This window comes from Streptomyces sp. NK15101, from assembly GCF_020400725.1.
Taxonomy (GTDB): Bacteria; Actinomycetota; Actinomycetes; order Streptomycetales; family Streptomycetaceae; genus Streptomyces.
On the sequence record NZ_JAINVG010000070.1, the window covers coordinates 1 to 25,233 of the forward strand.

21 protein-coding genes are annotated in these 25,233 nt (G+C 72.7%); 16 read left to right on the top strand and 5 right to left on the bottom strand.

The window, feature by feature from the left end; translation table 11 throughout:
- The first annotated feature begins 108 nt into the window (after window positions 1-108).
- The 3 genes from K7G60_RS28865 (at window position 109) to K7G60_RS28875 (ending at window position 3,875) form a co-directional block, all read left to right on the top strand.
- Window positions 109-342 (top strand): hypothetical protein, encoded by a 234-nt coding sequence (locus K7G60_RS28865; protein WP_225803900.1) that lies wholly within the window; start codon window positions 109-111, stop codon window positions 340-342.
- A gap of 558 nt (window positions 343-900) precedes the next feature.
- Window positions 901-1,713: an SAM-dependent methyltransferase gene (locus K7G60_RS28870; protein ID WP_225803901.1), complete on the top strand. Its 813-nt coding sequence runs from the start codon at window positions 901-903 to the stop codon at window positions 1,711-1,713.
- Window positions 1,710-3,875: an EAL domain-containing protein gene (locus tag K7G60_RS28875; protein WP_225803902.1), complete on the top strand. Its 2,166-nt coding sequence runs from the start codon at window positions 1,710-1,712 to the stop codon at window positions 3,873-3,875. Before K7G60_RS28870 ends, K7G60_RS28875 begins: the two co-directional genes overlap by 4 nt.
- Window positions 3,876-3,893: 18 nt before the next feature.
- Here the strand turns inward: K7G60_RS28875 and K7G60_RS28880 are convergent, their stop codons facing one another.
- Together K7G60_RS28880 and K7G60_RS28885 are read right to left on the bottom strand one after the other, a co-directional pair.
- Window positions 3,894-5,090 carry a serine/threonine-protein kinase gene (locus K7G60_RS28880; protein WP_225803903.1) on the bottom strand — a complete coding sequence of 399 codons (1,197 nt, stop codon included), beginning with the start codon at window positions 5,088-5,090 and terminating at the stop codon, window positions 3,894-3,896.
- 31 nt (window positions 5,091-5,121) lie between these two features.
- Window positions 5,122-5,565 (bottom strand): hypothetical protein, encoded by a 444-nt coding sequence (locus K7G60_RS28885; protein WP_225803904.1) that lies wholly within the window; start codon window positions 5,563-5,565, stop codon window positions 5,122-5,124.
- A gap of 108 nt (window positions 5,566-5,673) precedes the next feature.
- Here K7G60_RS28885 and K7G60_RS28890 point away from each other — a divergent pair, with 108 nt between their 5' ends.
- Window positions 5,674-6,291, top strand: a complete 618-nt coding sequence (locus K7G60_RS28890; protein ID WP_225803905.1) for a helix-turn-helix transcriptional regulator — start codon at window positions 5,674-5,676, stop codon at window positions 6,289-6,291.
- A gap of 12 nt (window positions 6,292-6,303) precedes the next feature.
- On the opposite strand, the gene K7G60_RS28895 is transcribed toward K7G60_RS28890, so the two are convergent.
- Window positions 6,304-7,191, bottom strand: coding sequence for a LysR family transcriptional regulator (locus tag K7G60_RS28895; RefSeq protein ID WP_225803906.1), 888 nt, complete (start codon window positions 7,189-7,191; stop codon window positions 6,304-6,306).
- Between the two features lie 96 nt (window positions 7,192-7,287).
- Here K7G60_RS28895 and K7G60_RS28900 point away from each other — a divergent pair, with 96 nt between their 5' ends.
- From K7G60_RS28900 to K7G60_RS28925, 6 genes are all read left to right on the top strand, one after another.
- Window positions 7,288-8,019 (top strand): succinate dehydrogenase, encoded by a 732-nt coding sequence (locus tag K7G60_RS28900; RefSeq protein WP_225803907.1) that lies wholly within the window; start codon window positions 7,288-7,290, stop codon window positions 8,017-8,019.
- Window positions 8,020-9,966, top strand: a complete 1,947-nt coding sequence (locus K7G60_RS28905) for a fumarate reductase/succinate dehydrogenase flavoprotein subunit (protein ID WP_225803908.1) — start codon at window positions 8,020-8,022, stop codon at window positions 9,964-9,966.
- Entirely contained in the window at window positions 9,963-10,712 is a 750-nt protein-coding gene (locus tag K7G60_RS28910) for a succinate dehydrogenase/fumarate reductase iron-sulfur subunit (protein WP_225803909.1), read from the top strand. The genes K7G60_RS28905 and K7G60_RS28910 overlap by 4 nt, the downstream gene beginning before the upstream one ends.
- 294 nt (window positions 10,713-11,006) lie before the next feature.
- Window positions 11,007-11,396: a tyrosinase cofactor gene (locus K7G60_RS28915; protein ID WP_225803910.1), complete on the top strand. Its 390-nt coding sequence runs from the start codon at window positions 11,007-11,009 to the stop codon at window positions 11,394-11,396.
- 22 nt (window positions 11,397-11,418) lie between these two features.
- Complete coding sequence (locus K7G60_RS28920; protein ID WP_225803911.1) at window positions 11,419-12,246, top strand: tyrosinase family protein; 828 nt, start codon at window positions 11,419-11,421, stop codon at window positions 12,244-12,246.
- 209 nt (window positions 12,247-12,455) lie between these two features.
- Window positions 12,456-13,907, top strand: a complete 1,452-nt coding sequence (locus K7G60_RS28925) for an MFS transporter (RefSeq protein WP_225803912.1) — start codon at window positions 12,456-12,458, stop codon at window positions 13,905-13,907.
- 61 nt (window positions 13,908-13,968) lie between these two features.
- Here the strand turns inward: K7G60_RS28925 and K7G60_RS28930 are convergent, their stop codons facing one another.
- Both K7G60_RS28930 and K7G60_RS28935 read right to left on the bottom strand, forming a co-directional pair.
- Window positions 13,969-14,682, bottom strand: a complete 714-nt coding sequence (locus K7G60_RS28930; protein WP_225803913.1) for a GNAT family N-acetyltransferase — start codon at window positions 14,680-14,682, stop codon at window positions 13,969-13,971.
- Between the two features lie 86 nt (window positions 14,683-14,768).
- The gene (locus tag K7G60_RS28935; protein ID WP_225803914.1) at window positions 14,769-17,129 is read right to left on the bottom strand and encodes an excinuclease ABC subunit UvrA; all 2,361 of its coding nucleotides are present in this window, start codon (window positions 17,127-17,129) and stop codon (window positions 14,769-14,771) included.
- 325 nt (window positions 17,130-17,454) lie between these two features.
- Between K7G60_RS28935 and K7G60_RS28940 the strand changes: the two genes are divergently transcribed.
- From K7G60_RS28940 to K7G60_RS28965, 6 genes are all read left to right on the top strand, one after another.
- Window positions 17,455-18,636 (top strand): ROK family transcriptional regulator, encoded by a 1,182-nt coding sequence (locus tag K7G60_RS28940; protein WP_225803915.1) that lies wholly within the window; start codon window positions 17,455-17,457, stop codon window positions 18,634-18,636.
- Window positions 18,637-19,030: 394 nt separating this feature from the next.
- A complete protein-coding gene (locus K7G60_RS28945; RefSeq protein ID WP_225803916.1) occupies window positions 19,031-20,560 on the top strand; it encodes a sugar ABC transporter ATP-binding protein in 1,530 nt (509 codons plus the stop codon).
- A complete protein-coding gene (locus K7G60_RS28950) occupies window positions 20,557-21,588 on the top strand; it encodes an ABC transporter permease (protein ID WP_225803917.1) in 1,032 nt (343 codons plus the stop codon). Before K7G60_RS28945 ends, K7G60_RS28950 begins: the two co-directional genes overlap by 4 nt.
- A gap of 62 nt (window positions 21,589-21,650) precedes the next feature.
- Complete coding sequence (locus K7G60_RS28955) at window positions 21,651-22,694, top strand: substrate-binding domain-containing protein (protein ID WP_225803918.1); 1,044 nt, start codon at window positions 21,651-21,653, stop codon at window positions 22,692-22,694.
- A 79-nt stretch (window positions 22,695-22,773) separates the two neighbouring features.
- Window positions 22,774-24,006 (top strand): Gfo/Idh/MocA family protein, encoded by a 1,233-nt coding sequence (locus tag K7G60_RS28960; RefSeq protein WP_225803919.1) that lies wholly within the window; start codon window positions 22,774-22,776, stop codon window positions 24,004-24,006.
- Window positions 24,007-24,035: 29 nt separating this feature from the next.
- Window positions 24,036-25,043, top strand: coding sequence for a sugar phosphate isomerase/epimerase (locus K7G60_RS28965; protein ID WP_225803920.1), 1,008 nt, complete (start codon window positions 24,036-24,038; stop codon window positions 25,041-25,043).
- The last annotated feature ends 190 nt before the right edge of the window (window positions 25,044-25,233 follow it).

Genomic DNA, 25,233 nt, shown 5'->3' on the forward strand with positions numbered 1-25,233 from the left:
CGCGGGGGGGGGCGGGGGGGGGGGGGGGGGGGGCGGGGGGGGGGGGGGGGGCGGGGGGCACGGCGGGGGCGGCTCGGGGTGGCAGGGCTTCGGGTGGTGGTGGTGCCCGTGGCCCTTGCCCTTGCCGTTGCCGTGGTGCTCGTGGCCCTTGCCCTTCCCGTGGCCCTTCCCGCCACCGTTTCCCTGGTCGTCGCCGTCGTGGTGGCCGCCGGCGATCGCCACCGCGATCTGCGAACCGCCCGAATCGGTCGAGGCGTAGGCGCAGGCGTCGGCGGCGGCGGGCACCGGTGTGGTGAGCAGCCACACGAGACCGAGGGCCGCCAGCGGCCGCGCGAGGAGTGATCCGTACAGAGACACGCCGTCGAGCTTGATCACAGACGGGGCGCGCCGGGGCGGAATCGCGCGGGATTCGCCAGATGGAGGGGATCTCCGGATGTGAGGGCTTGACGTTTCGCCGGATGTCGGTGACGGATTCGGCGCAATGCCCGGTATTGGCGGTCGTGATGATTGCGGACGGGTGGCCGGCACCGCTCGTTCAGGCCTCCCGGGGGAGAACTGTCCGGTTGTCGCCCTGTCGGACGGACCGCCCAACAGGGCATCCTGCACCGGCGACCGGGCCCCGAGAACGGCAACAGCCGAGGTACGGAGGGGGCCTGGGACCCCGTCGGCCGCGGACGGCAGTCTTCCGGGAACCGACGCACGATCATATGCACGTGAATTTGCACAGTCCGAAGGCGTGAAGTCTGCGTTCCAGGAGCACGTGCCAATGGCGTGTGACCAAGAACGGACCGCGAATTTCCGTTTCTACTCGCTCTCTTGGCGGGCGATCAGTAGCCTCACCTCGAACACCGGCCGCGAACACATGGCCGCACCCCCCATGGCGACTTGTTGGAGACATTGATGGAGCGTCCCGCCTGGGCCCCGCCCGGCATCGACATTTCGGTGCCGAGCGTGTCCCGTATGTACGACTTCTATCTGGGCGGCTCGCACAATTTCGAGGTGGACCGGGAAGCGGCGCGCAAGGCCATGGAGTTCATGCCTGGCCTCCCCAAGATCATGCAGGCGAACCGTGCCTTCATGCGGCGCGCCGTCCGCCATGCCGTTGACAACGACGTCACCCAGTTCCTCGACATCGGCTCCGGCATACCCACCTTCGGCAACGTGCACGAGGTCGCCCGCGCCGCCGACCCCGCGGCCCGGGTCGTCTACGTCGACCACGACCCGGTCGCCGTGGCCCACAGTCGCGCCGTCCTGGAGGGCGACGACACCGCGGCCGTCGTCTCCGCCGACCTGCGCAAGCCCGCCGACATCCTCTCCAGCCCCGAGGTGACCCGGCTCCTCGACCTGGACCGGCCCGTGGCCCTGCTCCTCGTCGCCGTCCTGCACTTCCTGGAGGACGAGGACGAGCCCTACCAGGCCGTCGCCGAGCTGATCGAGGCCCTCGCCCCCGGCAGCCTCGTCATCCTCACCCACGCCTCGTACGAGGGCATCCCGCTCCCCGAGGAACAGGCCGGCGGCACCGTCGGGATCTACCGCGACATCCGCAACCCCCTGGTGATGCGGTCCGGCGGCGAGATCATCCGCTTCTTCGAGGGCACCGAACTGGTCGAGCCCGGACTCGTCCCCATGCCGCTGTGGCGGCCGGACGGCCCGGCCGAGGAGGAGGATCCCTACGCCTTCTCCGGGTTCGCAGGGGTGGGGCGCAAGGCGTGAAGGTCCCGTCGCAGCCGTCCGGCGCCGTCGCCGAAGCCGACGGCCCGGAGGACAGACTCAGGCGGTTCGTCACCATCTGGAGCAGGGCGATCTTCCCGGTGACCGCCACCTCGCTGACCCGCACCGAGTTCGAGGGGCACCTGCTGCCGCTGGCCCGCACCCTGTGCGACGCCCTGCACGCCCGGCCCTTCGACACGGCACCGGCCCAGCGCACCGGCGCGGCCCTCGTCGCCGCCCACTGCACCGACCCGGACGCGCTCGGCCGCAGCCTCGGCGTCGTCGACTCGTACCTGGTGCTCTACTGCGGTGCGGAGTCGGACCTGCCGGCCGAGGAACTGCGCGCCCGCTGCGCCCGCCTCCAGCACGCCATGGCCGCCGGCTACGCGGGGGCCCTGCGCGAGCGGACCCTCACCGAACAGGAGGCCATCGCCCGCTCCGCGCTCGCCGCCCGCAGCGCCGCCGAGATCGCCCTGCACGCCACCGAGAGCCGCTTCCGCGCGGTCTTCGACGGGGCGGCCATCGGCATCGGCATCGCCGACCTCGACGGCAACGTCCTGGAGGTCAACGAGACCCTCACCCGCATGTTCGGCGGGATGGAGGGCCAGGTGCGCAGCCGGAACGTCAGCGAGTGGGTCCACCCGGAGGACGGGCCGCACGTCTGGAAGCTGTACGAGGAGCTGGTCCGCGGCGAACGCGAGCACTACCGCGTGGAGAAGCCGTACTACCGGGGTGACGGAACGGTTCTCTGGACCAACCTCACCGTCTCGCTCCTCCGGGACGCCGAGGGCCGCCCCCAGTACCAGCTGGCCCTCATGGAGGACACCACCGAACGGCGCCTGCTCCATCTGCGCCTGCGGTACGAGGCCACCCACGACGCGCTCACCGGGCTGCCCAACCGGACCCTGTTCTTCGAACGCCTGGAGAAGGCGCTCACCTCCGGAGAGAACGCCCGCTTCGGCCTCTGCTACCTCGACCTCGACGGCTTCAAGGTCATCAACGACAGCCTCGGCCACTCCACCGGCGACCGGCTGCTCGTCGAGGTCGCCGACCGGCTGCAGAGCTGCGTCACCGGGGCGGGCGAGATGGTGGCCCGGCTCGGCGGCGACGAGTTCGTCGCCCTCACCACCGGCGCCGCCGGCCGGCGGGACGTCACCGAACTGGCCGACCGCATCCTCGCCGCCCTCGCCGCCCCCCTCCGCATCGACGGCCGCGAACTCACCGTGCGCGGCAGCCTCGGCGTCGTCGAGGGCCCGGCGGGGGAACGGACCGCGGCCGAGGTGCTCCGCAGCGCCGACATCACCATGTACCGGGCCAAGTCGGCGGGCGGCAACCGCTTCGAGGTCGCCGACCCGGAGGCCGACGCCCGCGCCATCACCCGGCACGGGCTCACCACCGCCCTGCCGACCGCCCTGGAACGCGGCGAGTTCTTCATCGAGTACCAGCCGCTCGTCCACCTCGACGACGGCAGCGTGCACGGCGCGGAGGCCCTCGTCCGGTGGTGCCACCCGCAGCACGGGGTGCTCGGCCCCGACCGGTTCATCCCGCTCGCCGAGGACACCGGCCTCATCGTGCCGCTCGGCCGCTGGGTGCTCCAGGAGGCCGTGCGCCAGGCCCGCTTCTGGCAGGCCCGGCACTCCGACGGCGGCCCGCTGCGCATCAACGTCAACCTCTCCCCGACGCAGCTCCACCACCCGCGCCTGGTCGCCGACACGGTCGACGTCCTGGAGCGCTCCGGCCTCGAACCGGGCGCGCTCTGCCTGGAGGTCACCGAGTCGGCCCTCATCGGCGCCGACGAGGACCTGCTGAAGCCGCTGCGGCAGCTCGCCGAGATGGGCGTGGACATCGCCCTCGACGACTTCGGCACCGGCTACTCGAACCTCGCCAACCTGCGGCGGCTGCCGGTGAGCGTCCTGAAGCTCGACCGCTCCTTCACCCGGGGGATGCAGCAGCACCCGGTGGACCCGGTCGACCTCAAGATCGTCGAGGGGATCGTCTCGCTCGCCCACAGCCTGGAGCTCGCCGTCACCGTCGAGGGCGTGGAGACGGGGGCGCAGGCGCGGCAGCTCCGGGACCTCGGCTGCGACACGGCCCAGGGCTGGTACTACGCCCGCCCCGGCGCCCCGGACCGCATCCATTCCCTGCTCCTGGCGGACGCGGTCTGAGCCCCGGCCCGGTGGACCTCAGTCCTCCTCGGAGAGCTGTGGGGTCCACTCGTACCGTGCGGTGGCCGGGACCTGGTCGCAGATCAGGAGGTATCCCTCGGGGCTGAAGGAGGCCGCGAGCGCCTCCTCCGCGGAGCAGGGGGCGAACACGGCGGGCCCGGCGGGGTCCGGCGGCCCCGCCTCGGCCCCGGCCGGAACCGTGCGGACCGGGGTCGGTGAGGCGCCGTCCGGAGTGCCTCCGGACCCGGTGTCCGAGGTGAGCGAGGACAGCGCGGTCATCGCGGCGGCGGTGAGGGCCACGGCCCCCAGGACGGCCGCCCCGAGGACCACGCGCCTCCGGCGGCGCTCCGCCGTCGTGGACGATGCCGCGGTGGGTGCCGGAGGGGCATGGCGTGCCGGAGGGGCGTGGCGTGGCGGCTCCGCCGCGGCCGCCGGCTCGTCCGCGAACTGGTCCGGCACCAGGAAGGGTTCGCCGTCCCACAGGACGGGCCACCGCTCGGCCCCCCGGGCCGTCCGGTGGCGGGCCAGTTCGTCCCGGGCCTCGCGAGTCGTGGGCCGGTCCCCGGGGGCGTCGGCGGTCATCGCGGCCACGAGGGCGGCGGGCGCCCCGAGTTCGCGGAGCACGAGACCCGCCGCGTAGACGTCCTGCGCGGGACCGCCCCCCGATCCGGCCCGGACCTCCGGGGCCAGGTAGTCCGGGGTGCCCACGGCGAACGCCGTCGAGGTGAGCCGCAGATGGGGCAGCACCCGGGCGACTCCGAAGTCGCTCAGGTACAGGTGAGGGCGGCCCGTGCCGCTCGCCGCGAGCAGCAGGTTGGACGGCTTCACGTCGCGGTGCACGAGCCCCGCCGCGTGGACGGCGGTCAAGGCGTCCATGAGCTGATGGGCGATCAGTAGGACCACTGGCGGCGGGAGTTCCCCGTAGTCGGCGAGGAGTCCGGCGAGGGTGCCGCCGCGCACGAGCGGCAGCACCAGCCAGGCCTCGCCGTCCCGGACGAACCAGTCGACGGGGGCCAGGACGTGCGGGTGGCCGAGGCGCACCGACTGCTCGCAGACGAGCCGCAGCAACGACTCCAGATCCGCGCTCCCGGACACCTTCACGGCCACGTCCGTGCCGTCGCGCGTGTCGACGGCACGCCAGACCGCACCCTGGGCTCCGCGCGCCACCGGCGCCACGAGCCGGTACCGCCCGGCCAGCGTCCCCCCTGCCTCCATGCGCCGCAGAGTACCTCCGAGGCGCGGTGGGTCAGAGGGTGGCCAGCGTCAGGACGACGGTGTCGGCGCTGGTGGCGACCGAGACGGAGGTCTTGTCCGAGGTGGCGGTGAAGACGCCGGCGATGTCCACCACCGTGTACTGGGCGCCTTCCAGGGCCTTGCGGTAGTCGGCGAGGACGGCCCGGGGGTCCTGGGTGGTGAAGGTCAGGACGTAGGCGCCCTTGCTGCCCGTGACGCTGGTCAGCTCTCCGGAGGGCAGCGGCAGGCCCGCGGGCAGGTCGTCCGGCTTCTTCACGCCGCCGGTGGCGGGCGCCTCGGAGGTGGGTGAGTCGGTGCCGCCGTCGGCCGGCGCCTGTGTGGTGGCGGTGGCGGAGGGGGCGCCCTTGGCGTCGGTGCCGTCGGACCCGCAGGCGGTCAGCCCGAGGACGGAGAGGGCGGCGACGGCGACGAGCGAAGTGGTGCGCTTCCAGGGCATGGTGACGTCCCATCAGTGAGGGTGGGTGAGGTCGTGCCTTCCGACGGGGAGATTGACACATGAAAACTCTCTTTGACAAGTGTCAATTCGGAGGCCTAGCGTCCTCTCATGGACGCGACCGCCATCGCCCGCAATCAGGAGCTCCAGCGCCAGTGGTACGGAGCCCCGCTCGGCGAGTTGTGCCGGGAGCTGTGCGACCGCTTCGGAATGACCCAGTCCGGGCTCGCGGAGACCCTGGGGATCTCGCCCGCCATGCTCAGCCTCGTCATGCGGGGCCAGCGCGCCCGCATCGCCAACCCCGACGCGGCGGCCCGCCTCTCCGCCGTCCTCCACCTCGCCCAGGAGGTGCGCGCCGGCACCGTGCCGGCAGGGGACGCCCCCCGGGCCCTCGCGGAGATCCGCGCCAGCAGGACACCCGGCCAGGACTCGATGGGCGCGGTCGCGCCCCCACCGCGTCCGGCGAGTGAGAACCGCCCGGCCGGAGCCGGAGCCGGAGCCGGAGCCGGAGCCGGAGCTGGGCCCGGTGCCGGGGCCGGACCCGACCCGGACCTGAGCTTCGCCCTGCGTCTGCGCGACCTGCTCACCAGCCGCGCGAGCGCCGTGGACATCCTGGCCGCGGCCGCGCTCCTCGACGCGGACCACCCCGGTCTCGCCGAGGTCCTCCGCGTCTGCGGAGCGGGCCGCACGGACGAGGCCGTCGCCCTCGTCCGCACCCCGCGGCGGTGACCGCGGGCCGCGTCACGTGCCGCGACGGGAGGCCATGAGCAGCTTCTGGAGCTCGCGGGCCGCCCTCGGCGGGGCCACGTCGCTCCGGTGCGCCAGTGCGATGGTGCGGCGCAGGCCCGGCCGGGCCAGGGCCGTCACCCGCAGGTCGCGGCCCGCGCGCGCCGCGACCATCGCAGGCACGACCGCGAGCCCCAGTCCGGCCCGTACGAAACCGAGCACGGCGTCCAGCTCCCCGCCCTCGACGGTGAACGAGGGCTCGAAGCCCTCCGCCCGGCAGGCCGCCACGGTCAGCTCCCGCAGGTCGTAGCCGTGCCGGAACATCACGAGCGGCTGGTCCCGCAGGTCCTTGATCCGCACGGGCCGCCGCGGAGGCGGCTCCGAGACGGCGGAGACCACGACCAGGTCCTCCGTCAGCAGCTCGACCGTCGTCAGGGCGGGCGAGGGGGAGGGCAGCGGCAGCACCACGAGGGCCAGGTCGAGCGCCCCGCGCGCCAGCTCGCGTACGAGGTCGTGCGAGCCGCCCTCCTCGATGAGGAGCTCGATCCCCGGGTGCAGGCCGTGGAAGGCCCGCAGCACGTCCGGGAGGAGCCCCGTGCACAGGCTCGGCGTCGCGCCGAGCCGCACCCGGCCCCGCTTGAGCTGGGCCAGCTCCTGCACCTCCAGGCGGGCCGTCTCGGTGTCGGCGAGGATCCGCCGCGCGAGCGGCAGCAGGGCCTCGCCCGCGTCGGTGAGGGCGATGTTCCCCCGGGCGCGGCTGAACAGTTCCGCGCCCAGCTCCTGCTCCAGGGCCTTGATCTGCTGGGAGAGCGAGGGCTGGGAGACGTGGACGCGCTCGGCGGCGCGGGTGAAGTGACGGGTCTCGGCGACGGCGACGAAGTAGAGGAGCTGCTGGAACTGCATGCTCCCAGCCTAGGGGAACCGAATAGGTACAGCCTATCGAGATGAGCCGGACCATGTCTTGGACCTCTCGGGTCCTTCGGCCCTAGCGTCGAGAACATGGCTCTGGCACCCACGAGGGAGCGGACGGCCGCCCGCCCGCCGTCCCCCGCACCGACCCCGACCCGTGGCTTCTGGTCGTCGACCCTCGGCAAGAAGACGGTCATGGCCGTCAGCGGGCTGATCATGCTCGGCTACCTCGTCGCCCACGTCGCCGGCAACCTCAAGGTCTTCTTCGGCCCCGAGGAGTTCAACGCCTACGGCCACTGGCTGCGCGTCATGGGCGCCCCGGTCCTGCACCGCGAGTGGGCCCTCTGGCTCGTCCGGATCGTGCTCGTCGCCGCCGTCGTCGCCCACGCGGTCTCCGCGTACCAGCTCAGCCGGCGCGACCTGAGGGCCCGCCCCACCGCGTACGTCCACCGCCGCAGGCGCGCCTCCTACGCCACCCGCACCATGCGCTGGGGCGGGATCATCCTCGGCCTCTTCGTCGTCTGGCACCTCCTCGACCTGACCACCGGCACCGCCCACCCCGGCGGCTTCGAGGAGGGCAAGCCCTACCAGAACGTCGTCGACACCTTCTCCACCTGGTACGGCGACGTCGTCTACATCCTCGCCATGCTCGCCCTCGGCCTCCACGTCCGCCACGGCTTCTGGAGCGCCGCCCAGACCCTGGGCGTCGGCAACGCCCGCCGCGAACGCGTCCTGAAGTTCTCGGCCAACGCCCTCGCGCTCGTCCTGACCGCGGGCTTCGTCTCCGTCCCCGTCGCCGTCATGACCGGAGTGGTGAGCTGAATGACCTCCCCCGACTACACCGTGGGCGCCCCGATCGCCGACACCAAGGCCCCCGCCGGCCCCATCGCCGACCGCTGGGACACCCGCCGCTTCGAGGCGAAGCTGGTCAACCCCGCCAACCGCCGCAAGCACCGGATCATCGTCGTCGGCACCGGCCTCGCCGGCGGCTCCGCCGGTGCCACCCTCGCCGAACAGGGCTACCAGGTCGTCCAGTTCTGCTTCCAGGACTCCCCGCGCCGCGCCCACTCCATCGCCGCCCAGGGCGGCATCAACGCCGCGAAGAACTACCGCAACGACGGCGACTCCGTGCACCGGCTCTTCTACGACACCGTCAAGGGCGGCGACTTCCGGGCCCGCGAGTCCAACGTCCACCGCCTCGCCCAGATCTCCGTCGAGATCATCGACCAGTGCGTCGCCCAGGGCGTCCCCTTCGCCCGCGAGTACGGCGGACTCCTCGACACCCGCTCCTTCGGCGGCGTCCAGGTCTCCCGCACCTTCTACGCCCGCGGCCAGACCGGACAGCAGCTCCTCCTCGGCGCCTACCAGGCGCTGTCCCGGCAGATCGCCGCCGGAAACGTCGAGATGCACGCCCGTACGGAGATGCTCGACCTGATCGTCGTCGACGGGCGGGCCCGCGGCATCGTCGCCCGCGACCTGATCACCGGACGGATCTCCACCCACCACGCCGACGCGGTCGTCCTCGCCAGCGGCGGCTACGGCAACGTCTTCTACCTGTCGACGAACGCCATGAACTCCAACGCCACCGCCGTCTGGCGGGCGCACCGGCGCGGGGCGTACTTCGCCAACCCCTGCTTCACCCAGATCCACCCCACCTGCATCCCGCGCACCGGCGACCACCAGTCCAAGCTGACCCTGATGAGCGAGTCGCTGCGCAACGACGGCCGCATCTGGGTGCCCAAGGCGCAGGGCGACACGCGTCCGGCCGCCGACATCCCCGAGGACGAGCGCGACTACTACCTGGAGCGCATCTACCCCTCCTTCGGCAACCTCGTCCCCCGCGACATCGCCTCCCGCGCCGCGAAGAACGTCTGCGACGAGGGGCGGGGCGTCGGCCCCGGAGGACAAGGGGTCTACCTGGACTTCGCCGATGCGATCCGGCGGATGGGCCGCAAGGCCGTCGAGGAGAAGTACGGCAACCTCTTCGACATGTACGAGCGGATCACCGCCGAGAACCCGTACGAGGTCCCCATGCGGATCTACCCCGCCGTCCACTACACGATGGGCGGACTCTGGGTCGACTACGACCTCCAGACCACGGTCCCCGGCCTCTTCGCCATCGGCGAGGCCAACTTCTCCGACCACGGGGCCAACCGGCTCGGCGCCTCCGCCCTCATGCAGGGCCTCGCCGACGGCTACTTCGTCCTGCCGGCCACCATCAACGACTACCTCGCCCGCCACCCGTCGAGCGAGCCCGTCACCGACGACCACCCGGTGGTCCGCGACCTCCTCGCCGAGACCGAGGACCGTCTGAACCTCCTCCTCTCCGTCGACGGCGACCGCACCCCCGACTCCTTCCACCGCGAACTCGGCGAACTCATGTGGGAGTACTGCGGCATGTCCCGCACCGAGGAGGGCCTGAGCAGGGCCCTGCGCCGCATCCCCGAGATCCGCGAGGAGTTCTGGCGCCGCGTCAAGGTCCCCGGCACCGGCGAGGAGTTCAACCAGTCCCTGGAGAAGGCCAACCGGATCGTCGACTACCTGGAGCTCGCCGAGCTCATGTGTCTCGACGCGCTCCACCGCGCCGAGTCCTGCGGCGGCCACTTCCGCGAGGAGTCCCAGACCCCGGACGGCGAGGCCGCGCGCCGCGACGAGGAGTTCGCGTACGCGGCGGCCTGGGAGTTCACCGGGCAGGACCGCCCACCCGTCCTCCACAAGGAGGACCTCGCCTTCGAACACGTCCACCCCACCCAGCGGAGCTACGCATGAGGATCGACCTGCGCGTCTGGCGCCAGAAGAACGGCGACGCCGAGGGGGCCATGGTCACCTACGCGGTGGACGGCGTCTCACCCGACATGTCCTTCCTCGAGATGCTCGACACCCTCAACGAGGACCTCATCCTGCGCGGCGAGGACCCCGTGGCCTTCGACCACGACTGCCGCGAGGGCATCTGCGGCGCGTGCAGCCTCGTCATCAACGGCGACGCGCACGGACCGGAGCGCACCACGACCTGCCAGCTCCACATGCGCGCCTTCCGCGACGGCGACACCATCGACGTCGAACCCTGGCGCGCCTCCGCCTTCCCGGTGGTCAAGGACCTGGTGGTGGACCGCTCCGCCTTCGACCGCGTCATCCAGGCCGGCGGCTACATCACGGCCCCGACGGGCTCGGCCCCCGAAGCCCATGCCACCCCGGTCCCGAAGGCCGACGCGGACTCCGCCTTCGAACACGCCGAGTGCATCGGCTGCGGCGCGTGCGTGGCGGCCTGCCCGAACGGCTCGGCGATGCTCTTCACCTCCGCCAAGGTCAACCACCTGAACGTCCTGCCCCAGGGCTCCCCGGAACGCGAGACCCGGGTCCTCGACATGGTGGCCCAGATGGACGCGGAGGGCTTCGGCGGCTGCACCCTGACGGGCGAATGCGCGACGGCCTGCCCGAAGGGCATCCCGCTCCCGTCGATCGCGGCGATGAACAGGGAGTGGCTGCGGGCGCGGAGGAAGGCCGGCCGGGGCTGAGGCCGGATCCGGACAATCCGAGGGAGTGGGCCCCGCCACACGCGGCGCCCCGGTGCGAAAGATCATTCACGGAATGATCATCTTCTCCGCAAGATCTTCGCTCCGGGGCGCTTCCGTGCGCCGGGACAGCAAGATCGAATCCGTTCAAAATTGCACTTCCAGTGGCAAGTTGACCACTTCACGGCCAACCGCCGACGGGTGATTTCCGCCGCGCCGACACCCCCGGGTACTGATGGGTCCTGCCGGGGGCATATGACCAAACCCCCGGTCGCACAGACCTACTGGGGGTTTCTCATGTCCAGCATCACCCGCCGCCGGGCCCTCGGCGTCGCGGCAGGCGCCGCGGGCGCCGTCACGGTCCTCGCCCAGGCGGGCCCGGCCGCGGCCTCGGCTCCCCGCGCGGCCGCCCCGGCGGCCGACTCCGACCCGGCCTCCTTCGACGAGGTCTACCGGGGCCGCCGCATCCAGGGCGGGCCCGCGCACGGCGGCCACCACGGGGGACACCACGGAGGCGGCTACTCCGTCACCATCGACGGTCAGGAACTGCACGTCATGCGGAACGCCGACGGCACCTGGATCAGCGTGATCAACCACTACGAGCCCGTCGCCACGCCCAGGGCGCTGGCCCGCGCGGCCGTCCGGGAACTCCAGGGCGCCCCGCTCGTACCCCTCACCCTCGGCTGACCGATCCAGGAGCGGCACCACCATGACCGTACGCAAGAACCAGGCCACCCTCACCGCCGACGAGAAGCGGCGCTTCACCGCCGCCCTCCTGGAGCTCAAGCGCTCCGGGCGGTACGACGCCTTCGTCACCACGCACAACGCCTTCATCATGAGCGACACCGACGACGGCGACCGCGTCGGCCACCGCTCGCCGTCCTTCCTGCCCTGGCACCGGCGCTTCCTCATCGAGTTCGAGGAGGCCCTCAGGTCCGTCGACGCGACCGTCGCCCTGCCCTACTGGGACTGGACCGCCGACCGCACCTCCCGCTCCTCGCTGTGGGCGCCCGACTTCCTCGGCGGCACCGGCCGCGCCCGCGACGGCCAGGTCACGGACGGCCCCTTCGCACGGACGGGCGGCCGCTGGCCCGTCAACGTCCGCGTCGACGGACGCGACTACCTCCGGCGCGACCTCGGCGCGGCCGGCCGGCAGCTCCCCACCCGTGCCGAGGTGGACTCCGTCCTCGCCATGGAGACCTACGACACCGCCCCCTGGAACAGCGCCTCCGACGCCTTCCGCAACCACCTGGAGGGCTGGCGCGGAGTGAACCTCCACAACCGCGTCCACGTCTGGGTCGGCGGCCAGATGGCCACCGGCGTCTCCCCCAACGACCCCGTCTTCTGGCTGCACCACGCCTTCGTCGACAAGCTGTGGGCCGACTGGCAGGCCCGCCACCCCCGCTCGGCGTACCTGCCGTCCGCGGGCACCCGGAACGTCGTGGACCTCCACGACACCATGCGCCCGTGGAACGACGTGACCCCCGCGGACATGCTGGACCACACGGCCCACTACACCTTCGACACGGCGGCCTGACGGGCTCCGGACCCTCCCCGGGTGCCCGCGCGGGCACCCGGGGAGGGTCCGGGCGTAGAGCATTTGCCGACAACAAAGGATGATCTGCGCGGAAAGGAGGAATCCGGGACGTGCGCGCCGGGTACCCGGGCCTTCGCAGGCCGGGAGGCGCACACGGTCCGTGTCGCGCGCCGTCCACCGGGCCGTACCCGAGGGAACGAGGAGAACACGTGACCCGGCAAGAGTCGGCGCAGGCCCCGCGCCGGCAGTGGGAGGAACCGGGCCCGAACCGGTGGAAGGCGCTCGGCGTCTGCCTCGTGGCGGGCTTCATGACCCTCCTCGACGTGTCGATCGTGAACGTCGCGCTGCCCTCCATCCGCTCCGGACTCGACGCCTCCGAGTCGGACCTCCAATGGGTGCTCTCCGGGTACGCGCTCGCCTTCGGCCTCTTCCTCGTCCCGGCCGGACGGCTCGGCGACGCGCGCGGCCGGCGCAGCGTCTTCCTCGTCGGCCTCGCGCTCTTCACGCTCGCCTCGGCCTCCTGCGGAGCGGCGCAGTCGAGCCTCTGGCTGGTGATCTCACGGCTGGTGCAGGGGGCGGCCGGAGGCCTCGTCTCACCGCAGATCTCCGCGCTCATCCAGCAGATGTTCCAGGGGGCCGAGCGCGGCAGGGCCTTCGGAGTGTTCGGCACCGTCGTCGGCATCTCCACCGCCGTCGGCCCCCTCCTCGGCGGGCTGCTGATCCAGGGGGCGGGAGCCGAGGAGGGCTGGCGCTGGGTCTTCTACGTCAACCTCCCGATCGGGATCGTGTGCCTGTTCCTCGCCCGGCGGCTGCTGCCCGACACGCCGGACGCCAAGCCGGTGCGGCTCGGCAGCCTCGACCCGGTCGGCGTGGTGCTCCTCGGCGCCGCCGTCCTCGCCCTGCTGCTGCCCTTCGTCCAGTCCCGGCAGTGGGCCGGGAACGGGAAGTACCCGCTCGTCCTCGTCGCAGCCGCGCTGCTCGCGGCCTTCGTGGGCTGGGAGCGCCGCTGTGCGCGGTCGGGCACCGAGCCCCTCATCGACCTGGAGCTCTTCCGCGTCCGGTCCTACTGGCTCGGCTCGCTGCTGATCCTGCTCTACTTCGCGGGATTCACCTCGATCTTCTTCGTCAGCACGCTCTACCTGCAGAACGGACTGCACTACACCGCGCTCCAGGCCGGACTCACCCTCACCCCCTTCGCCCTGGGCTCGGCGGTCTCGGCCGGGGTCGGCGGCCGGCTCGTGGACCGCTTGGGCAGGCCGCTCGTGGTCCTCGGCCTGGTGATGGTGGCGATCGGCCTCGCCGGGACGGCGTTCGCGGTGCACCAGGTGCCCGGCCGGGGCGCGGGCTGGGCGATGCTCGCTCCGCTGCTCCTCGCGGGGATCGGCAGCGGCCTGGTGATCTCCCCGAACCAGACCCTCACCCTCTCCGAGGTTCCGGTGCGCCGCGCGGGCAGTGCCGGAGGCACCCTGCAGACCGGCCAGCGGGTCGGCTCGGCGATCGGCATCGCCGCCGTCGGCTCGGTCTTCTTCGGCCAGGTCGCCCAGGACGGCTGGGCCACCGCCTACGACCACGGCCTCCTCGTCTCGCTCGCCTTCGTCGGGGCCGCGCTCGCCGCGGCCGTCGCCGACGTGGTGGCGGGCCACCGCGCCGCCCGCCGCTGATCCCCGCGCGCCCGGACGGACACGCCGCCGCCGACGCGGGGCCGGGCGCGTCCCGGCGCCGTCACGGGGTGCGGAAGCCGCGGAAGGTCACCTGCTTCCGGGTGGTGAAGCCGAGCCGTTCGTAGAGCGCGATCGCAGCGGTGTTCTTCTCGGCCACGTGCAGGAAGGGGCGTTCGTGCCGGGCCAGGACGCGGGTGACGAGCGCGCCCACGAGGTGGGCCGCGTACCCCCGCCCGCGCGCCTCGGGGGCCGTGCAGACGGCGCTGAGCTCGGTCCAGCCCGGGGGCCGGAGCCGCTCGCCCGCCATGGCCACCAGCCTGCCGCCCGCGCGGATTCCGAGGTAGGTGCCGAGTTCGCGGGTGCGCGGCCAGAACGGTCCCGGCTGCGTGCGCGCGGTCAGGTCGAGCATCTCGGGCACGTCGGCCGCACCGAGTTCGACCACCTCGGCACCGGTCGCGAGACGGGCCGCCCCGGGCCGGGCACCGGCGGGCCGGACCATCTGCCGGCCTTCGAGGACGAAGACCGGCTCCCAGTCCGGCGGCGGGACCGCCGCGCAGCTGAACATGTCGGCGAAGGCGTCCCGGCCGAGGAGCCGGGCGAGGTCGGCCCAGTCCGCCGCGTCCGCGTCAGCGGGCACCGCAGAGAAGGTCGCGACCTCCGGCAGGTAGGCCGCGGCACGACCGCGCCGGCGTCCCAGATCCGAGTGGTGGCCGCGCAGCGACTCGCCCACCGGGTCGTCGAGTACCCGGGCGTCGTCGTACTCGCCGTCCGTCATCGTGTGTCGCCTTTCCTCGGGACCGCCACTGTTCCACAGGGGCCGAGGGGCGACGTCCACGGGCCCGGCCCGCGCGCGGGGACTCCTCAGGCCCGTCCGGAGAGGGCCCGGGCCAGGTACGGCGCGGTGCGGCTGTCCGCCGCCCGCGCCACCAGGTCCGGGGGACCCGCCGCCACCACACGGCCGCCCTGGTCGCCACCGCCCGGGCCGAGGTCGACGACCCAGTCGGCGGTGGCGACGACGTCCATGTCGTGCTCGACGACGATCACCGAGTGCCCGGCGTCCACGAGGCCGTGCAGCTGGCGCATCAGGACCTCGACGTCCGCCGGGTGCAGACCGGTCGTCGGCTCGTCGAGCACGTACAGGGTGGGGGACCGGTGCGGCCGCTGGAGCTCGGAGGCGAGCTTGATGCGCTGCGCCTCCCCGCCGGAGAGCTCCGTGGCCGGCTGCCCGAGCCGCAGATAGCCGAGGCCCACGTCGAGGAGGGTCCGCAGGCTGCGGGCGGCGGCGGGGGTGTCGTCGAAGAAGGCGGCGGCGGACTCGACGGTCAGGTCGAGGACCTCGGCGACGGTGAGGCCGCGCAGCCGCACCTGGAGGGTCTCGGGGTTGTAGCGGGCGCCGTGGCAGTCGGGGCAGGGCGCGTACGTACTGGGCAGGAAGAGGAGTTCCACCGAGACGAAGCCCTCGCCCTGGCAGGTCTCGCAGCGGCCGCCGGGCACGTTGAAGGAGAAGCGGCCCGCCTTGTACCCGCGCGCCCTGGCCTCCTCGGTCTCGGTGAAGAGCTTGCGCACGACGTCGAACAGTCCCGTGTACGTGGCGAGGTTGGAGCGCGGGGTCCGGCCGATCGGACGCTGGTCCACCGTCACAAGGCGCCCCACCCCCTCCACCTCCTCCGTGAGGGCGTCGACCAGGGTGGACTTCCCCGAGCCCGAGACGCCGGTGACGGCGGTGAGGACGCCGGTGGGGAAGGCCGTGTCCACCGCCCGCAGGTTGTGCCGGGTGACCGGCCCCGGCCGCAGCCAGCCCGCCGGTTCCCGTACCGTCCGTGCGGGCGCGGGAGCCCGGTCGAAGAGGAACCGCCGGGTCGCGGACGCCTCGACGCCGGCCAGGTACTCCGGCGGACCGCTGTACAGCACCCGCCCGCCGTGCACTCCGGCGCGCGGGCCGACGTCCACCAGCCAGTCGGCGTGGCGTACGACGTTGAGGTGGTGTTCGACGACGAAGACCGAGTTCCCGGCGGCCTTGAGCCGGTCGAGGACCACGAGCAGGGCCTCGGTGTCGGCCGGGTGCAGCCCGGCGGAGGGCTCGTCGAGGACGTACACCACGCCGAAGAGGCCCGAGCGCAGCTGCGTGGCGAGCCGCAGCCGCTGGAGCTCGCCGTTGGACAGGGTGGGCGTGGCGCGGTCCAGACTGAGGTAGCCGAGGCCGAGTTCGGTGACCGTGCCGATCCGGGCGACGAGGTCCTCGGTGAGGACGCGCGCGGTCTCCGAGGCGCCCTCCGCCGTCGCCGCCGTCGAGAGGAGGCAGGACAGGGCCGTCAGGGGCAGCGCGGCGAGCTCGGCGACGTTCCGGCCGGCGAAGGTGACCGCGAGGGCCTCCGGCCGCAGCCGGCCGCCACCGCACGCCGGGCAGGGCGCACTGGTGAGGAAACGCTCCGCCTTCGCGCGCAGGGACGGGCTCTTCGAGTCGGAGAAGGTACGCAGGACGTAGCGGCGGGCGCTCATGTACGTGCCCCGGTAGGGGCGCTGGATACGGTCCGCCTCCCGCACCGGGTGCACCGTGACGACCGGCTGCTCGTCCGTGAAGAGGATCCACTCCCGGTCCTCGGCGTCCAGCTCCCGCCACGGCCGGTCGACGTCGTGGCCGAGGGTGTCGAGCACGTCCCGCAGGTTCTTCCCCTGCCAGGCGCCCGGCCAGGCGGCGATCGCCCCCTGACGGATCGACAGACTCGGGTCCGGCACCAGGAGTTCCTCGTTGGTGTCGTGGATCAGCCCGAGGCCGTGACACGAAGGACACGCGCCCGCCGCCGTGTTGGGGGAGAAGGAGTCGGAGTCGAGCCGTTCGGCGCCCTCCGGATAGCGGCCGGCCCGGGAGAACAGCATCCTCAGGGAGTTGGAGAGGGTGGTCACCGTACCGACGGAGGACCGCGCGTTCGGCGAGGACCGGCGCTGCTCCAGGGAGACCGCCGGCGGCAGCCCGGTGATCTCGCCGACCGCGGGCGCCCCCACCTGGTGGATCAGCCTCCGGGCGTAAGGGGCCACCGACTCGAAGTAGCGGCGCTGCGCCTCGGCGTAGATCGTCCCGAAGGCCAGCGACGACTTGCCGGAGCCGGAGACCCCGGTGAACACGACGAGCGCGTCGCGCGGGATGTCGACGTCGACCCCGGCGAGGTTGTGCTCGCGGGCGTCTCGGACGCGGACGTACGGGTCGTGGGGGGTGTCGTGCATGAGGGTGACCTTATCGAATGGTCCGCGTTTGCCCTGGTCGCTCCCTGGGACCCCGGCGGGCCTCGACCGGGCCCGGGCGGCCTCGACCGGGCCCGGCGGTCATGGGCGGGCCCCGGCGGTCATGGGCCGGGGGCCCGTCCCTCGTCTCCGTGGAGGCGGCTCTTTGTCCCGGGAGTGGAAGAAGTCGTACCTGTTTCCTGCTCAAGTAGTTCCCAGGTCGGCGGAGCACTGCTACGTTCCTCTCGAAAGCCCGACGGATCGGCAGCCGCGGACAGGCATTCGGCCCCCAGCCGGAGGCGGGGGAGGGGAGGGATTCGTGAGACGGATGACTGCTCGACCCGCGAACGTGCACCAGGCGCGGCTGCTGCGCCTGTTGCGCGACGGAGGGCCCAACTCCCGTGCGCAGCTGGGCGATCTGGTGGACCTGTCCCGTTCCAAGCTGGCGGTCGAGGTGGACCGGCTGCTGGAGACGGGGCTGGTGGTCGCGGACGGGCTCGCCGCCTCGCGCGGCGGACGCCGCTCGCACAACCTCCGGCTCGCCCCGGCGCTGCGCTTCCTCGGGGTCGACATCGGGGCCACCTCGATCGACGTCGCCGTCACCAACGCCGAGCTGGAGGTCCTGGGGCACCTGAACCAGCCCGTGGACGTCCGCGAAGGACCCGTCGCCGTCTTCGAACGGGTGCTCGCCATGGCGGACAAGCTGAAGGCGTCGGGGGTCGCGGAGGGTTTCGACGGCGCGGGCATCGGCGTGCCCGGTCCCGTCCGCTTCCCCGAGGGCGTGCCCGTCGCACCGCCGATCATGCCCGGCTGGGACGGCTTCCCCGTCCGCGAGGCCCTCAGCCAGGACCTCGGTTGCCCGGTGATGGTCGACAACGACGTGAACCTCATGGCGATGGGGGAGCAGCACGCGGGCGTCGCCCGCTCCGTCGGCGACTACCTCTGCGTCAAGATCGGTACCGGCATCGGCTGCGGCATCGTGATCGGCGGCCAGGTCTACCGCGGCACGACGGGCAGCGCCGGCGACATCGGACACATCCAGGTCCAGCCGGACGGACGGGCCTGCGCCTGCGGCAACCTGGGCTGCCTGGAAGCGCACTTCAGCGGTGCGGCGCTGGCCCGCGACGCGGAGGACGCGGCGCGCTCGGGCCGGTCGGCGCAGCTCGCCGCGCGGCTGGAGGCGGCCGGGGAGCTGACCGCCGAGGACGTCTCGGCGGCCGCGGCGGCGGGCGACACCGTGGCCCTGGAACTGATCCGCGAGGGCGGACAGCGGCTGGGCCAGGTCATCGCCGGGCTCGTCAGCTTCTTCAACCCGGGGCTCGTCGTCATCGGCGGCGGCGTCACCGGGCTCGGCCACACCCTGCTGGCCAGCATCCGCACCCAGGTCTACCGTCAGTCGCTGCCGCTCGCGACCGGCAACCTCCCCATCGTGCTGGGCGAGTTGGGCCCCACCGCCGGAGTGATCGGCGCGGCCCGCCTCATCAGCGATCACGTCTTCTCACCGGCCTGACCCGACGGGCCCCGCCCGCCCCACCACTGTCTTCGGCAGCGGCACGCCGCACGCCGAAGCACGTACCACCGCACGATCCGGCATCACCGCATCACCGCATCACCGCATCACCGCATCACCGATCACCGCACGAGCAGCGTCACCGATCACCGCATCACCGCACAAGCGGCGTCGCCGCACCTCCGCACGCCGCGCCCCCGACTCACCGCACCACCACGCCCCGCACCACGCAACGGTCCCGTGGCTCTCAGCCATGCCCGCTCACCCCGCACGCGCCGGCACGTCCAAGGCCTCGGGGCCCTGAGTCCTTCGCCCGTTCCCTCTCATCTCACGCCGCTCACCGTGTCCCGCTTCGCCCTGCCCGCTCACGGCCGTATCCGCCGAGGGGATCCCGATGGCATCACGCCCACCGCTGCTCACGATGAACCGCATCACCAAGTCGTTCCCCGGTGTCCGCGCCCTGGACGGCGTGGACCTCGAAGTCCAGGCCGGCGAGGTCCACTGCCTCCTCGGCCAGAACGGCGCCGGCAAGTCGACCCTCATCAAGGTCCTCGCCGGAGCTCACCAGCCCGACGACGGTGAGATCACCTGGGGCGGCGAGCCGGTCTCCCTGACCTCTCCGATCGCGGCCATGCGGCTGGGGATCGCCACCATCTACCAGGAGCTGGACCTGGTCGGCGGGCTGTCCGTCGCCGAGAACGTGTTCCTCGGGAACGAGCCGACCTCCGCCGGGTTCGTCGTGCGCGGTGCCCGGGCCCGCGCGGCCGCCGGACGTCTCCTCGAGCGCCTCGGGCACCCGGAGATCGACCCGGCCCGGCTCGTCGGCGAGCTGTCCGCCGCCCAGCAGCAGATCGTCTCCATGGCCCGTGCCCTCTCCCACGAGGTGCGGCTCATCGTCATGGACGAGCCGTCCGCCGCGCTCGACCCCGACGAGGTCGACAACCTCTTCCGGATCGTCGCCGAACTCACCGCCGACGGCGTCGCCGTCGTGTACATCTCCCACCGGCTGGAGGAGATCCGCCGCATCGGTGACCGGGTCACGGTCCTGAAGGACGGCCGCTCCGTCGCCGGCGGCCTGCCGGCGGACACCACCCCGACCCGCGACATCGTCGCCCTCATGACCGGCCGCACCGTCGAGCACGTCTTCCCCGACCGCCCCGGCGGAACCGACGGCGCCGCCGCTGCCCGGGACCCCGTCCTCAGGGTCGAGGGCCTCACCCGTGGCGGCGAGTTCGCCCCCCTCGACCTCGAACTGCGGCCCGGGGAGATCGTCGGCCTCGCCGGACTGGTCGGCTCCGGCCGCAGCGAGATCCTGGAGACGATCTACGGGGCGCGCAGGCCGGACGCGGGCCGTGTCCTCGTCGACGGCGTCCCGCTGCGCCCGGGCAGCGTCCGCGCCGCCGTCCGGGCCGGGATCGGACTGGCCCCCGAGGAACGCAAGGCGCAGGCCCTGCTGATGCTGGAGTCGGTCGGCAGCAACGTCTCGGTCTCCACCCTCTCCCGCTACTCCCGCGCGGGCTGGCTCGACCGGCGTGCCGAGCGTGCCGCCGCGCACCGGGCGGTGCGCGAGCTGTCGCTGCGGCCCGACGACCCGGACGCGGCGATCAGGACGCTGTCCGGCGGCAACCAGCAGAAGGCCGTGCTCGCGCGCTGGCTGCTGCGCGGCTGCAAGGTGCTGCTGCTGGACGAGCCGACCCGGGGCGTCGACATCGGCGCCCGGGCGGAGCTCTACACCGTGATACGCCGGCTGGCCGACGAAGGACTGGCGGTACTGCTCGTCTCCAGCGAGGTTCCCGAGGTCCTCGGGCTCGCCGACCGCGTGCTGGTGCTCCGCGAAGGCTCCGTCGTGCACACGGCGCAGGCCCGGGAGCTCGACGAGCACCGCGTACTCGATCTCGTGATGGAAGGGAACCCGACGCCATGACGCAGCAGGCCTCCGCCGCACGGAAGGACGCGCCGTCGTCCGCCACCTCCGACACCGGCGGGAAGGGGGCCCACCGACCGGCGCTGATGCGGTGGGACGTGCGCAGCATGTCGCTGCTCGGCGTCCTCGTCGCCCTCGTCGCCGTCGGCGGCATCACCCAGCCGGACTCCTTCCTCGCCACCAGCAACCTCCAACTCGTCCTGACCCAGGCGTCGGTCATCGGCGTCGTCACCGTCGGCATGACGTTCGTCATCACCAGCGGCGGCATCGACCTGTCGGTCGGTGCGATCGTGGCCCTCGCGTCCGTGTGGGCGACGACCGTGGCCACCCAGGAGTTCGGTTTCGCGGGCATCCTCTTCACCGCGGTGCTCGTCGGCGTCGGCTGCGGTCTCGTGAACGGGCTGCTGATCGCGTACGGCGGCATGGTGCCGTTCATCGCCACCCTGGCCATGCTGGCCTCCGCCCGGGGTCTCGCCCTCCAGATCACGGACGGCAGGACCCAGATGGTGACCGTGACCGACGTCCTCGACCTCGGCGTCAAGGACGCCTACGTCCTGGGCGTCCCGCCGCTCGTCCTCGTCTTCGCCGCCGTGACCGTCATCGGATGGCTGCTGCTCAACCGGACCACGTTCGGCCGCCGCACCGTCGCCGTCGGCGGCAACGCGGAAGCGGCCCGGCTCGCCGGCATCGACGTGCGCCGGCAGCGCCTCTACCTGTACCTGTTGTCCGGCCTGTGCTGCGGGATCGCCGCGTTCATGCTCATCGTCCTCGCCGGATCCGGCCAGAACACCAATGGCAACCTGTACGAACTCGACGCCATCGCCGCCGCCATCATCGGCGGCACCCTCCTCAGCGGCGGACGCGGCACCATCGTCGGCTCCGTCCTCGGCGTCCTGATCTTCACGACCATCACCAACATCTTCGCCCTCAACAACCTGGAGACGGCGGTCCAGCAGATCGCCAAGGGCGCGATCATCGTGGCCGCCGTCCTCGTCCAGCGCCGCACCCTGCGCGGTGGCGACGCCTGACCCGCCTTCCCGCGCCCCTCCTCGCCCCGATCCGACCTGCCCAGCCGAAGGGTTGATCCGCCATGCCCCGAACCGCCCCCAGCCGCAGAGGACTTCTGTTCGGCAGCGCCGCCGTCTCCGCCGGAGCCCTGCTGACCGCCTGCACCAGCAACGAGCCCAAGCAGCGGGAACAGCCGGCCGGCAACACCCCGGCCGCCGACGAGAAGCCCGGCAAGCCCGTCACCATCGGCTTCGCCGGCCCCCAGGCCGACCACGGCTGGCTCAACGCCATCAACCAGAACGCCAAGTCCCGCGCCGCGAAGTACTCCGACGTCACCCTGGAGATCACCGAGGGCTCCAACGACACCGCCGCCCAGATCGGTCAGGTGCAGACCCTCATCAACAAGAAGGTCGACGTCCTCGTCATCCTGCCCGCCGACGGCAAGGCGCTCACCCAGGTCGGTCTCCAGGCGATGCGGGCCGGTATCCCCGTCGTCAACCTGGACCGCGTCTTCGCCTCCCCGCAGGCGTACCGCTGCTGGATCGGCGGCGACAACTACGGCATGGGACTCAACGCCGGCACGTACATCGGCGAGCAGCTCAAGGACAAGCCGAACGCCAAGGTCGTCGAACTCGCCGGCCTCGACAACCTCGAACTCACCCGGCAGCGCACCCAGGGCTTCGACGACGCCCTGAAGAACTACCCCAACATCACCAAGGTCGCCCGCCAGGCCGCCGACTTCACCGTCGAGTCCGGCCAGGCCAAGATGGCCCAGCTCCTCCAGGCGCAGCCCGCTTTCGACGCGCTGTGGAACCACGACGACGACCAGGGCGTCGGCGCGCTCCGTGCCATCGCGCAGGCCGGCCGTGACGACTTCCTGATGGTCGGCGGCGCCGGGGCCAGGTCCGCGATGGACGCCATCAAGGCCGGTACCGGCGTCCTCAAGGCCACCGTCCTCTACCCGCCGACCATGGCCGCGTCCGCCATCGACCTGGCCCGCGCGCTCGGCCAGGGCAAGGGCGTGGGCGGTCTGGCGGAGCTGGAGATCCCGTCCTCGCTGACGCTCTACTCCGCCGTCGTCACCAAGGAGAACGTCGACGACTACCTGCCCACCGGCTTCAACTGACCGGACCCGGGCTTCCGGGGGGACGCCCGGCCTCGCAGCACACCGACGAGTCAGTGACTCTCCGACCAGGAGGAACCGTATGGAACAGCGGGACAGTGACGCGACCGCGCCGCCCGGAATCGGCGTCGGCATGGTGGGGTACGCGTTCATGGGCGCCGCGCACTCACAGGGCTGGCGCAACGTGAGCCGTGTGTTCGACCTGCCGCTGCGGCCCGTCCTCGCGGCGATCGCGGGCCGGGACGCGGGCGCCGTCCGGGCCGCCGCCCAGCGGCACGGCTGGGCGGCGGCGGAGACGGACTGGCGGACCCTGATCGCCCGGGACGACGTGCAGCTCGTCGACATCTGCACCCCGGGGGACAGCCATGCGGAGATCGCGATCGCGGCGCTGGAGGCCGGCAAGCACGTCCTGTGCGAGAAGCCGCTCGCGAACTCGGTGGCCGAGGCCGAGGCCATGGCCGCCGCCGCCGAGGCCGCCCGCGCCCGCGGTCAGGTGGCGATGGTCGGCTTCAACTACCGGCGCGTTCCCGCCCTCTCGTACGCCCGCCGCCTCATCGCCGAGGGCCGGCTCGGCACCCTGCGCCACGTCCGGGTGAGCTACCTCCAGGACTGGCTGGTCGATCCCGACTTCCCGCTGACCTGGCGGCTGGAGCGCGAGCACGCCGGGTCGGGGGCACTGGGCGACCTCGGGGCGCACATCGTCGACCTCGCGCAGTACCTGGCGGGAGAGCCCGTCGTCGGGGTCTCCGCCCAGACGGAGACCTTCGTACGGGAACGGCCCCGGCTCACCGCCGCCGCGGCCGGCCTGGCCGCGCCGTCCGGGCCGGCCGCCACCGGCGCCCCGCGCGGGCCGGTGACCGTCGACGACGCGGCCGTCTTCACCGGACGGCTCGCCTCGGGGGCGCTCGCCGCCTTCGAGGCGAGCCGGATGGCCTCCGGCCGCAAGAACCAGCTCCGGCTGGAGATCAACGGGGAGCGGGGCTCCCTCGCCTTCGACCTGGAGCGGCTCAACGAGCTCTCCTTCCACGACCACCGCGAGCCCGCCGCCACCGCGGGCTTCCGGCGGATCCTCGTCACCGAGGCCGAGCACCCGTATCTGGAGGCGTGGTGGCCGCCCGGCCACACCCTCGGCTACGAACACACCTTCACCCACCAGGCCCGCGACCTGGTCGCCGCGATCGGCGCCGGCACCGACCCGTCGCCGTCCTTCGCCGACGGGCTGCGGGTGCAGCGGGTGCTCGCCGCGGTCGAGGAGAGCGCCCGGAAGAACGCCGTCTACACACCCGTCCAGGAAGTGCCGGCCGAGGTCCGCTAGAGACCGCCCGCACACCGTTTGGAGGCTTCATGCCGCGTCCGTTCACGCTCTTCACCGGCCAGTGGGCCGACCTGCCGCTGGAGGAGGTCTGCCGGCTCGCCCGCGACTTCGGCTACGACGGCCTCGAACTCGCCTGCTGGGGCGACCACTTCGAGGTCGACAAGGCCCTCGCCGACCCGTCGTACCTGGCGGGCCGGCACGCCCTGCTCGACAAGTACGGCCTCACGTGCCGGGCGATCTCCAACCACCTGGTGGGCCAGGCGGTCTGCGACCACCCGATCGACGAGCGGCACCAGGGCATCCTGCCGGCCCGGATCTGGGGCGACGGCGAACCCGAGGCCGTGCGGCGACGGGCCGCAGCCGAGATGGGGGACACCGCGCGCGCCGCGGCCGCCTTCGGCGTCGACACCGTCGTCGGCTTCACCGGCTCCTCCATCTGGCACCTGGGGGCCATGTTCCCGCCCGTGCCGGAGCGCATGGTCGAGCGCGGGTACGAGGACTTCGCCGAGCGGTGGAACCCCGTCCTCGACGTCTTCGACGCCGAGGGGGTCCGCTTCGCCCACGAGGTCCACCCAGGGGAGATCGCCTACGACTACTGGACGACGCGCCGCGCCCTGGAGGCGGTGGACCACCGGCCGGCCTTCGGGCTCAACTTCGACCCCAGCCACTTCGTCTGGCAGGACCTCGACCCCGTCGGCTTCCTCTACGACTTCCGGGACCGGATCTACCACGTCGACTGCAAGGAGGCGCGCAAGCGCCTCGACGGGCGCAACGGTCGCCTCGGCTCCCACCTGCCGTGGGGCGATCCGAGGCGGGGCTGGGACTTCGTCTCCGCCGGACACGGGGACGTGCCCTGGGAGGACGTCTTCCGCATGCTGCGGTCCATCGGCTACCAGGGCCCCGTGTCCGTCGAGTGGGAGGACGCCGGGATGGACCGGCTCACCGGCGCGCCCGAGGCGCTGGCCCATCTGAAGCGGTTCGACTTCGACCCGCCGGCCGCCTCGTTCGACGCGGCGTTCTCCGGCGGCGACCGGTAGGACCTCCCGGTCAGGCCCGGTGGCGAGGGCGCCACCGGGCGGTCCGGCCTGCCCGCGCACGGCTTTGTCCTGATGCAGGAGAAAGTTCGACGGATCTGCTGCGCAAGGGCTTTCGGTCACGGACGAACGCGGCTACGGTCCCCTCACATCACCACCACCACGTCCCCTCGCCCCACCGCACGGCCGGCCC

Excerpts from the sequence above, each read along its gene's own strand:
- K7G60_RS28915 (WP_225803910.1), top strand. The coding sequence starts at position 11,007 with ATGTCCAGCATCACCCGCCGCCGGGCCCTCGGCGTCGCGGCAGGCGCC.
- K7G60_RS28950 (WP_225803917.1), top strand. The coding sequence starts at position 20,557 with ATGACGCAGCAGGCCTCCGCCGCACGGAAGGACGCGCCGTCGTCCGCC.
- K7G60_RS28920 (WP_225803911.1), top strand. The coding sequence starts at position 11,419 with ATGACCGTACGCAAGAACCAGGCCACCCTCACCGCCGACGAGAAGCGG.
- K7G60_RS28960 (WP_225803919.1), top strand. The coding sequence starts at position 22,774 with ATGGAACAGCGGGACAGTGACGCGACCGCGCCGCCCGGAATCGGCGTC.
- K7G60_RS28910 (WP_225803909.1), top strand. The coding sequence starts at position 9,963 with ATGAGGATCGACCTGCGCGTCTGGCGCCAGAAGAACGGCGACGCCGAG.
- K7G60_RS28935 (WP_225803914.1), bottom strand. The coding sequence starts at position 17,129 with ATGCACGACACCCCCCACGACCCGTACGTCCGCGTCCGAGACGCCCGC.
- K7G60_RS28945 (WP_225803916.1), top strand. The coding sequence starts at position 19,031 with ATGGCATCACGCCCACCGCTGCTCACGATGAACCGCATCACCAAGTCG.
- K7G60_RS28880 (WP_225803903.1), bottom strand. The coding sequence starts at position 5,090 with ATGGAGGCAGGGGGGACGCTGGCCGGGCGGTACCGGCTCGTGGCGCCG.
- K7G60_RS28900 (WP_225803907.1), top strand. The coding sequence starts at position 7,288 with ATGGCTCTGGCACCCACGAGGGAGCGGACGGCCGCCCGCCCGCCGTCC.
- K7G60_RS28930 (WP_225803913.1), bottom strand. The coding sequence starts at position 14,682 with ATGACGGACGGCGAGTACGACGACGCCCGGGTACTCGACGACCCGGTG.
- K7G60_RS28955 (WP_225803918.1), top strand. The coding sequence starts at position 21,651 with ATGCCCCGAACCGCCCCCAGCCGCAGAGGACTTCTGTTCGGCAGCGCC.
- K7G60_RS28905 (WP_225803908.1), top strand. The coding sequence starts at position 8,020 with ATGACCTCCCCCGACTACACCGTGGGCGCCCCGATCGCCGACACCAAG.
- K7G60_RS28885 (WP_225803904.1), bottom strand. The coding sequence starts at position 5,565 with ATGCCCTGGAAGCGCACCACTTCGCTCGTCGCCGTCGCCGCCCTCTCC.
- K7G60_RS28890 (WP_225803905.1), top strand. The coding sequence starts at position 5,674 with ATGGACGCGACCGCCATCGCCCGCAATCAGGAGCTCCAGCGCCAGTGG.
- K7G60_RS28870 (WP_225803901.1), top strand. The coding sequence starts at position 901 with ATGGAGCGTCCCGCCTGGGCCCCGCCCGGCATCGACATTTCGGTGCCG.
- K7G60_RS28940 (WP_225803915.1), top strand. The coding sequence starts at position 17,455 with ATGACTGCTCGACCCGCGAACGTGCACCAGGCGCGGCTGCTGCGCCTG.
- K7G60_RS28965 (WP_225803920.1), top strand. The coding sequence starts at position 24,036 with ATGCCGCGTCCGTTCACGCTCTTCACCGGCCAGTGGGCCGACCTGCCG.
- K7G60_RS28895 (WP_225803906.1), bottom strand. The coding sequence starts at position 7,191 with ATGCAGTTCCAGCAGCTCCTCTACTTCGTCGCCGTCGCCGAGACCCGT.